This is a genomic window from Microvirga arabica (assembly GCF_016811235.1).
Classification (GTDB): Bacteria; Pseudomonadota; Alphaproteobacteria; order Rhizobiales; family Beijerinckiaceae; genus Microvirga; species Microvirga arabica.
Genome location: NZ_JAFBID010000135.1, coordinates 1 through 8,430, shown reverse-complemented (window position 1 = coordinate 8,430; position 8,430 = coordinate 1). Strand labels below are relative to the sequence as shown.

Annotated in this window: 9 protein-coding genes, 2 tRNA genes and 1 pseudogene; 3 read left to right on the top strand and 9 right to left on the bottom strand. The window is 61.2% G+C overall.

Annotation, left to right across the window (positions count from 1 at the left end):
• Positions 1-125: 125 nt before the first annotated feature.
• Complete coding sequence (locus tag JQC81_RS31295) at positions 126-1,055, bottom strand: dihydrodipicolinate synthase family protein (protein ID WP_203275672.1); 930 nt, start codon at positions 1,053-1,055, stop codon at positions 126-128.
• A gap of 99 nt (positions 1,056-1,154) precedes the next feature.
• Between JQC81_RS31295 and JQC81_RS31290 the strand changes: the two genes are divergently transcribed.
• Positions 1,155-1,661 carry a GntR family transcriptional regulator gene (locus JQC81_RS31290; RefSeq protein WP_312887620.1) on the top strand — a complete coding sequence of 169 codons (507 nt, stop codon included), beginning with the start codon at positions 1,155-1,157 and terminating at the stop codon, positions 1,659-1,661.
• Positions 1,662-1,874: 213 nt separating this feature from the next.
• Here JQC81_RS31290 and JQC81_RS31285 read toward each other — a convergent pair whose 3' ends face one another.
• A complete protein-coding gene (locus JQC81_RS31285; RefSeq protein WP_203275671.1) occupies positions 1,875-2,582 on the bottom strand; it encodes a TVP38/TMEM64 family protein in 708 nt (235 codons plus the stop codon).
• Between the two features lie 216 nt (positions 2,583-2,798).
• Between JQC81_RS31285 and JQC81_RS31280 the strand changes: the two genes are divergently transcribed.
• Positions 2,799-3,518 (top strand): Crp/Fnr family transcriptional regulator, encoded by a 720-nt coding sequence (locus JQC81_RS31280; RefSeq protein WP_203275670.1) that lies wholly within the window; start codon positions 2,799-2,801, stop codon positions 3,516-3,518.
• A 67-nt stretch (positions 3,519-3,585) separates the two neighbouring features.
• Here JQC81_RS31280 and JQC81_RS31275 read toward each other — a convergent pair.
• The 7 genes and pseudogenes from JQC81_RS31275 to JQC81_RS31245 all read right to left on the bottom strand — a co-directional run bounded on the left by JQC81_RS31275 (position 3,586) and on the right by JQC81_RS31245 (position 7,261).
• A tRNA-Arg gene (locus JQC81_RS31275) sits at positions 3,586-3,662 on the bottom strand.
• Between the two features lie 21 nt (positions 3,663-3,683).
• Positions 3,684-3,989 (bottom strand): ETC complex I subunit, encoded by a 306-nt coding sequence (locus JQC81_RS31270; protein WP_203275669.1) that lies wholly within the window; start codon positions 3,987-3,989, stop codon positions 3,684-3,686.
• Positions 3,990-4,026: 37 nt separating this feature from the next.
• Positions 4,027-4,103, bottom strand: a tRNA-Pro gene (locus tag JQC81_RS31265).
• Positions 4,104-4,853: 750 nt separating this feature from the next.
• Positions 4,854-5,258: a hypothetical protein gene (locus JQC81_RS31260; RefSeq protein ID WP_203275668.1), complete on the bottom strand. Its 405-nt coding sequence runs from the start codon at positions 5,256-5,258 to the stop codon at positions 4,854-4,856.
• A 31-nt stretch (positions 5,259-5,289) separates the two neighbouring features.
• Positions 5,290-5,757, bottom strand: a complete 468-nt coding sequence (locus tag JQC81_RS31255) for a DUF192 domain-containing protein (RefSeq protein ID WP_203275667.1) — start codon at positions 5,755-5,757, stop codon at positions 5,290-5,292.
• A complete protein-coding gene (locus tag JQC81_RS31250) occupies positions 5,757-6,377 on the bottom strand; it encodes a cold-shock protein (RefSeq protein WP_246520805.1) in 621 nt (206 codons plus the stop codon). Before JQC81_RS31250 ends, JQC81_RS31255 begins: the two co-directional genes overlap by 1 nt.
• A gap of 127 nt (positions 6,378-6,504) precedes the next feature.
• Positions 6,505-7,261, bottom strand: a pseudogene (locus JQC81_RS31245) (SIR2 family NAD-dependent protein deacylase).
• Positions 7,262-7,307: 46 nt separating this feature from the next.
• Here JQC81_RS31245 and JQC81_RS31240 point away from each other — a divergent pair.
• The gene (locus tag JQC81_RS31240) at positions 7,308-8,300 is read left to right on the top strand and encodes an acetyltransferase domain-containing protein (protein ID WP_203275666.1); all 993 of its coding nucleotides are present in this window, start codon (positions 7,308-7,310) and stop codon (positions 8,298-8,300) included.
• The last annotated feature ends 130 nt before the right edge of the window (positions 8,301-8,430 follow it).

Genomic DNA, 8,430 nt, shown 5'->3' with positions numbered 1-8,430 from the left:
ACCGGGTTGCCGCAGGTATGGCCGTCGATGCAGAAGAAGGTGTGGCGCGCCATGGCCTCACTCGCTGTTCACAAGAGGTCTTATCGAAGATGAAAGGCGGTGCGTCACCGCACCGCCTCAATTTATCAGGCTGCTGACCTCAGACCCACATCCGGCAGGGTCGGACGGTTCTTGAGCGCCTTGTCCATGACAGCCTCAACATGAGCGCGGTCCGCACCTTCGAGGGGCAGACGCGGCGGACGGGTAAGCGCGGAGCCACGGCCCATGATCTCTTCGCACAGCTTGATGCACTGCACCAGATCCGGACGGGCATCGAGATGCAGGAGCGGCATGAACCATTCGTAAAGCGCCCTCGCCTCCTCGTAGCGACCCGCCTTCGCCAGCCGGAACAGGGTCTCGCCCTCCTGAGGGAAAGCATTCGACATGCCGGAGATCCAACCCTCGGCACCGAGCATCACGCTCTCGACCACCACATCGTCGAGCCCTGCGAACAGGACGAAGCGGTCGCCGACGATGTTCTTGGTGTCGATGAAGCGGCGCGTGTCGCCGGACGAATCCTTGAAGCAGACCACGGTCTCGCAATCAGCAAGCGAGGCCAGGATGTCGGGCGTCACGTCGTTCTTGTAGATCGGCGGGTTGTTGTAGACCATCACCGGCAGGTCGGTGGCCTTGGCAACGCCGCGGAAATGGGCGGCGGTTTCATGCGGCTTGGAGGAATAGACCAGGGCCGGCATGACCATCACGCCGTCGACTCCGACGCGCGCCGCCTCCATGGCGACTTCAGAGGCGAACTGCGTGGTGAACTCGGCAATGCCTGCGATCACCGGCACCCGGCCGCGGGACACGCTCTTGGCGGTCTCCATGACGGCTACCTTTTCCGAGCGGCTCAGGGACGTGTTCTCGCCCACGGTGCCGCAGACGATGAGGCCCGAGACACCATCCCGGATTAGGCCGTCCAGCACCTTGGCCGTCGCATCGAGATCGAGATCAAAGTTCGACTTGAACTGGGTGGTGACTGCGGGAAACACCCCTTCCCAACCGATCTCGCTCGCCATTGTGACCTTGCTCCCGATAGTGGATTGATGTTCCTTATTGTAGATTGTATAAAATCTACGCTGTCAAGCGCACCCTGCCCTCCCGCTCCATGAGTTTTGATGACGAACCGAGCTGCACCATTGCCGAAGCCCGTTCAGAAGACCTTCCAGCACCGGACGATTTCCGCCTCGGTTGCCGGCGAACTGCGCCGGCGCATCGTGGACGGTGAGTTCCAGGCTGGCTTCCAGCTGCGCCAGGAGGCACTGGCCGTGGAATTTGGCGTCAGCCGTATTCCCGTCCGCGAGGCGCTGATGCAGCTTGAAGCCGAGGGGCTCGTCAAGATTCACCCCCACCGGGGCGCCATCGTGTCAGCGCTCTCGCCAGCAGAGGTCGAGGAGCTGTTCGATCTCAGGGCCCTCCTCGAGCCACGCCTCCTCAAGGCATCGGCTCCGCACCTGGCGGCGGCGGATTACCAGCGGCTGAGAGGCATTCTGCAGGAGTACAGCTCGGAGCTTCATGCCATGCAGGTGAGCCGCTGGGGCGAGCTGAACCGGGAATTCCACATGGTGCTGTACCAGCATGCGGGTCAGCCGCGCTCGCTCGCCATCGTGGCGAACCTCCTGTAGGAATGCGACCGGCACACTCGCCTCCAGCTCGCCCTGACCGATGGCCGCGCACGGGCGGAGGCCGAACACGACGAACTGCTACGCCTTTGTGCCGAAGGGCAGATCGAACAGGCCTGCAAGCTGCTGAAAACCCATATCGAAGGCGCCGGGAAGTCGCTCCTGAAATACATTCACGAGCATCAGAAGGATGGCAGGGCAGCGGTCTCGGTTTGATTATGAGCCCTGGAGCGCAGGCTCGGCCTGCTGCTTCATGCGTCTCTTCGCCTGCCGGGTCATCCAGACGGTGAGGACGATGGTTGCCACGAGCCCGACGGTCAGCAGAATCCAGTTCATCACACCCGCGCTTCCTTCAGCAGCGGTGCGTCCAAGCACGCCGATCCACACATTCTGGATCGTCCCAGGCACGATCCCGATAGCCGTTGCCACGAGGAACGATCCGAGGCGAACGCCAGTCACGCCGAAAGCATAGTTCTCGACGGCAAAGGGTGTGACAGGCGTTAGACGGGCCAGCACGATTGTCTTGAACGTCTCCTCGTGAGCAACTGTATCGACGGCCTTCATGGCAGGATGCCGGTCGAGAAACCGTTTGACGCGCTCGCGGGCAAGATAGCGACTGATCAGGAATGAGATCAGAGCGGCCGCCATGCCGCCGAAAAAGCAGATCGCCAGCGCCCACCAGCCATAGGCGACAGCCACGGCAAGCGTCAGCGGCACGCCCGGAACGAGCAGGATCGTGCAGATCACATAGGCGATGCTGACCAGCACGACACCCAACATCCCCAGACCCTGCGCCCAGCGGCTGAACCCCTGCAGCCACTCGTCCATGGGCAGCAGGAACCAGGCAGCAATGAGGGCGACGAAGCCGATGACGGATGCGGCGGCGAGCCCGATGAATTTTCGGTTGGCGGATGCAGGGGGCAAGGGTGAGGCTTCTCAATGGGACGAAGCCAAACGCTTGATCGTCCCTGCCGTTCCGGGTCAGCGGAGATCACGCTTGAGTGAGCCGTTCGCCACCCTCAATCCGAGGGCGAGACATGGCCGTGATCGTCCGGCCCTCTAAATTGCCGCTACCCATGGCTTCTATGACGGCGCGGGTAGCGATACCATCTTGTTTCCAAAGTGGCATGGGGCTCAACAATGACGGCTGATCCTCGCAATCGGCTTCTGGCTATTCTGGCACCTGAGGATCTCGAGTGGCTGGAACTCCAGCTCGAATGCACGCCACTATCGCAGGGCGAGGTGCTCGCCGAAGAAGGAGAGCGTCTCCAGTACACCTACTTTCCCCAATCTGCTGTCGTATCCCTTGTTCAAACGTTGAAAGACGGCAGAGTTGCCGAGATGGCCACGTTCGGCCGCGAAGGTCTAGTGGGCCTCGCGTTCGAGGGTATCCCGCTCCAATCCTTCGGGCGCTACATCGTGCAAATCCCCGGTACAGCGTTGCGCATCGAAACAAGGAACTTGCACAAGGCGGCAGAAGCGCGACCGGCCATCCGGAGCATGATTCTTCACTACACCGAGATCCTCATGTCTCTGACCCTGCGGTCGGCTGCGTGCAATGCAACCCACAGCGTCGAAGCGCGGGCCGGACGTTCGATTATCGCGACCTGCGACCGCATGAGCCGCAAGGACATTCCTCTCACACACGAATTTCTGGCAGAGATGCTCGGCGTCCAGCGCTCGACAGTGAGCACGATCCTGCATGGTTTCCAGACCAGGGGCCTTATCCAGCAAAGCCGTGGAAGCATTACCGTCGTCAATCGGTCCGGTCTGGAGCAGGCAGCTTGTGAGTGCTACGGAGCCCTGCGCGAGCGATACGAAAAGTTGCTACCGGTCGCGGGAAACACCTCCCGCTTGTAGCCCAGATGCGAGCCAAGCACAGGAGGCGAGCGGCAGCGAGACGCCGGCCAGGACCAGAGGTGGAGAGTGGCGACTCCGGTAGGGCTCGAACCTACGACCTGCCGCTTAGAAGGCGGCTGCTCTATCCAGCTGAGCTACGGAGCCGTCCGGTAGCCTGCCTTGACCTTAGTGGGTCCAGGGGCCGACGCGGTTGAACTTGAAATTGTCGGAATAGGAAATCGTCCGCCGCTTGACCTCATGCGGTTCCTCGACCCGGTAAGCGATGCCCTCGCGCTCGGCGTAGGCCATGGCCTCTTCCTTCGAATCGAACCAGAGGCGGATCTGCTGGCGGGTATCCCCCGAGCTGGTCCAGCCCATCAGGGGCTCGATCTCGCGGGGCTTGTCCTGCTCGAAGACGAGAAGCCACTGCTTCGTCCGGGCCATCCCGGACTGAGTTGCAGACTTGGCAGGCTTGTAAATCCGTGCAGGCATCGGTTTTGGACTCTCTCCAAGACTCACGCGGTGATGATGGTCGGGGCGGCAGGATTTGAACCCGCGACCCTCTGCTCCCAAAGCAGATGCGCTACCAGACTGCGCTACACCCCGATATCTTCAACAGCTTGGTTTCTCTATCGATTTGAGAACCCCTGTGCAAGCCCTCCAGTTCCTCGTCTGGTGTTCCTGTGAAACCGCCACACGAGCGGGGTGATGCGCCGGTCTCATGGATAGCTTGCAGGTGAAGCCGACCTGTCGAGTGCGCACCTGGCGGCAAGCCAGAGTAATGTCTCGCTGGCACACTGGAATGTATGTGCATTCCTAACAACGGGAAAGCATTCAATCTTCCTCCATAGGAAAAAGGGCCGCGCCCTGCCATTTGTCGACAGTGTCCGCGACCCTCCCGGCCCGTATTGCCCCTACGGGAGAATCCTCACTAGGACAATGTTTACGCCTGATCAACCTATTTTCGTTTATACGTAAACTTTGGGATAAGATACGGCATCGCATCAAATCATTGTCACATCTGGCTGTTTTCAGATCTGCCGCAATGATGACATGATCATTCAGCAAGGATGCAGGAACCGGCCTTCTTTGCCCCTACGGGCCGGACACTGAGCGTCCAGGCACAGCCATGGACGCTTTCTTTTTAGGATCACCCAAACGCCAGCATGACCGTAATCAGGGCCCCAAGGGCAACGACGCCCCCGGCAAAGCCTGCGACGGTCAAAGCATTGTTGCGGTCTCGGCGGTCCATGGCGCTCTCCCGGTTCGTTCAGGATCTGCCCTGCCAACGCGCATCATGGACGAATGTCCCCGGACAAATGGCTCTACCGGCTGGTCAAAGCAGTCTGGCGCAAATCACCGTATGTCGCTGAGCGAGCATTGCTGGTCTTTGGCCGTCACATCATCGGTGATCACCCAATGGACGATCTTCTCGCTCTCATCGATCTCAAGCACCATCTCGAGAACCGCGTTTTCCGCATAGACCCCGAAGAAGCCGTAGCGGCGCGCTCCCCAGGAGGGGAGGCTGAAACGCTCGATCTCGTGAGTGAGGCCTTGGCATCGCGCCAGGGTCAACTGCAGGTCCTCGACCGAGTATTTCGATTGCAGTGATGGCGCCAGAAGCTCGCGAAAAGCTGCGGCATCCCTCGCATTATAGACGCGCAGGAGGGCCTGGGAGACATTGATCACCGCATGGGGACCGACCTGAGCCAGCGCCATGCCCGTTGGCACAAGGCCGACGAGGATAGCGGCCAGCCTCATGCGCCTGCCGAACACCCCTGCCCGCACCTGCTCAGCGCTTGAAGATGGGGTGTTCCACCCGATCACCCGGCTTGATGCCCAGCCTGGCTGCCGTTCCGGCGTTCAATTCGAGAACAGCCAGCACCGGCTCACCGGACGGGATGGTGCGGGTCGACAGGGGTTCGGTGTTCGCCGCGATGCGGGCAATCGTCCCGTCGGGCCGGATGAACAGCATGTCGAGCGGCAGGTAGGTGTTCTGCATCCACATGGAAACAGGTTCGACGCGACCGAAGTCGAACAGCATGCCCTGGTCCGCTGGCATGGAGCGCCGGTACATCAGTCCCTGCGCCCGATCCGCATCATTGCGGGCGACCTCGACTCGGAAGGACTGCTTTTGTCCGCCCTGGGAGGCAATCGACAGGGCTTCGAGGGCCTGCGCATAGGCGGCGCCGGCCAGGAGGACGACGAAACCCAGTGCCGGGAGAACCGTCCCGAACCGCTTTTGCACGGATCGTTTCATCAATGGGAGTGCGGCAGGGCCATTTCGGCCAGACGAACCTCGGCAGCCATCAGCCCCTTCGAGCCGTCGCCGAACCGCACGAAGACCCGCTCGCCGGGCTTGAGCTCGGCAATACCATAGCGGCGAAGCGTTTCCATATGGACGAAGATGTCCGGCTTGCCTTCGCCTTGGGTGAGGAAGCCGAAGCCGCGCAGGCGGTTGAACCACTTCACGACGGCAGGCTCCAGGCCGCTGGTCGGCACCACCTGAACATGGGTGCGCGGCAGCGGAAGCTCGGATGGGTGCAAGGCCGTCGACTCGTCGAGGGACAGGATGCGGAAAGCCTGCAGGCCCCGGGGACGCTGAACGGCCTCGACGACGATCCTGGCTCCTTCATTGGCAGCCTGATAGCCGTCGCGGCGCAGGCACGTCACATGAAGCAGAACATCCGGCATGCCGTTGTCCGGAACGATGAAGCCGAAGCCCTTGGCCACGTCGAACCACTTGATACGGCCGCTGACCTGGACGAGGTCGAGAGCGCCCTCTTCCGAGCCCTGCTGAGAAACCTCGCGGCGTCCGTGATCCAGGGAAGGATTCTCCTCTCGGAGACTGAAAGAATTGGAGCCGTAATCGCTAGTCATGAAATAACCCAAACTCGAATCATGAACCCGATTCTTAATAAGAGGATAACATCGTCCTGAATCAGGGGAAGCCAGAAACACGCCTCAACAGCCGATGAAATTTTCACCACGTCGCATGTTCTTGAAGTTACGGAACAAATTTTGAGAAGACTTCGCCTATTTCCGCATGGATCACCAGATCGGCGGAGGCATCGAGGGGCGTCGGCTCCCGATTGACGATGACGAGACGTGCTCCGTTCTCCTTGGCAAAGGCGGGAAACGCAGCCGCAGGAAAGACTACCAGCGATGAGCCGGCCACCAGGAAGAGGTCGCAAGCCGCCGTGAGTTTCTGTGCCCGCCGCATGGGTCCTTCCGGCATGGCCTGCCCGAACGAGATCGTTGCCGATTTGAGGATACCCCCCACAGGCGATGCACTCCGGCGGATCTCCGTTCCGCTCGAAATGATATCTTACCCAGTCGAGCTCATGCCGGCGACCGCAGGACAGGCACCGGGCATAGGTGCCGTTGCCATGCAGTTCGATGACCTGATCCCCCTTCAAGCCCGCTTCCTGATGGAGACCATCGATGTTCTGCGTGATGATCGCGGGCATCCGCCCTGAGGCGACCAGCGACGCGAAGCCGATGTGCCCGGCGCTTGGGCGAGCCCCGCGATAGTGGTCGTCCATAGTGAACTTGCGCCGCCAAGCCTCCCGACGCGCCTTCGGACTCTGAAGGAACAGCTCGAACGGGATCGGCTTGTTGCGCATCCATGGAGAATCCGGCGAACGGAAATCGGGAATGCCGCTCTCCGTCGATATTCCGGCCCCGGTGAAGCCCGCCACGATCCGGGCATCTTGAATCATGTCCTGCAATGTGGCGATTGAAGCGATAAGACATTCAGTCATGTCCGTTCATGTAAGACTGGACGATCAGGAAGGAACGCCCCTGCCCATGAGACATTCGGCTGTGAAGGCCAGCCCCCTCCTGTCTCAAGCGATCGCGACTCAACGGTGGGATGCCATCGACGTCGCCCGCGGTGTCGCGATCCTGGCGATGATCGTCTACCATTTCAGCTGGGACCTGAGCTTCCTGCAGCTCATCGAGACCAACATCCTCCAGGTGCCAGCCTGGCGCTGGTTTGCGCGCGGCATCGCGGGATCCTTTCTGATGCTCTCGGGGCTTGGCCTTGTGCTGGCCCACGCAAAGGGCTTCAACGGGCGGGCTTTCCTGAAGCGTCTGATGAAGGTGGGCGGCGCTGCTCTCGCAGTGACTGGGGCCACGTACCTGGCCTTCCCGGACAGCTACATCTTCTTCGGCATCCTTCATTGCATTGCGGTCTCAGGCTTGCTGGCCCTGCCCTTCCTGAGGCTTCACCCGCTCACGATCCTTGCCGCCGCGGCCCTGTGCCTTGCGGCGCCGTCTGTGCTCACTCATCCAGCTCTCGACGCCCCATGGCTCGACTGGCTCGGCCTCGGCTCGACCGATCCGGTCACCAACGATTACGTGCCGATCTTTCCCTGGTTTGGCCTCGTGCTGATCGGCGTTGCCGCAGGCCGGATCCTGTTGGCGCGGCAGAAAACCATGAGCCTAGCCGGCTGGCGCTCCAGAGGCCGGTTCTCAGGTTTGCTGATCTGGGCCGGGCGCAAAAGCCTGCCGATCTACCTGACTCACCAGATCATCCTGCTGGGCATTCTCTACGGCGTGCTGCAGATCGTCGGCCCCAACCGCATGGCCGAGGCGCAGCCCTTCATGATCCAGTGCGAGGCCTCCTGCCTGCAGAATGCGCAGCCCCAGACCTGTCGGGCGCTCTGCTCCTGTACGGTCGAGACGCTCCGCCAAAGCGACCTCTGGCAAAAGGTGCTCAACAACACCACGACGGCCGAGGACCAGACGCGCATTTCACGAGCCGCACAGCAATGCCTGCGCCAGAGCCCACCTTCGTGAGAGGCTTCCCGCACGACGGCTCGCGCCACGGGACGACATTCTGGAAGGTGAGCCTTAGAGCCTGTTTGAGAATGTCGCACGGGGTCGGATTGGGATAGTCTCGAGTCCACATGAGCCGGATGTGGACCAA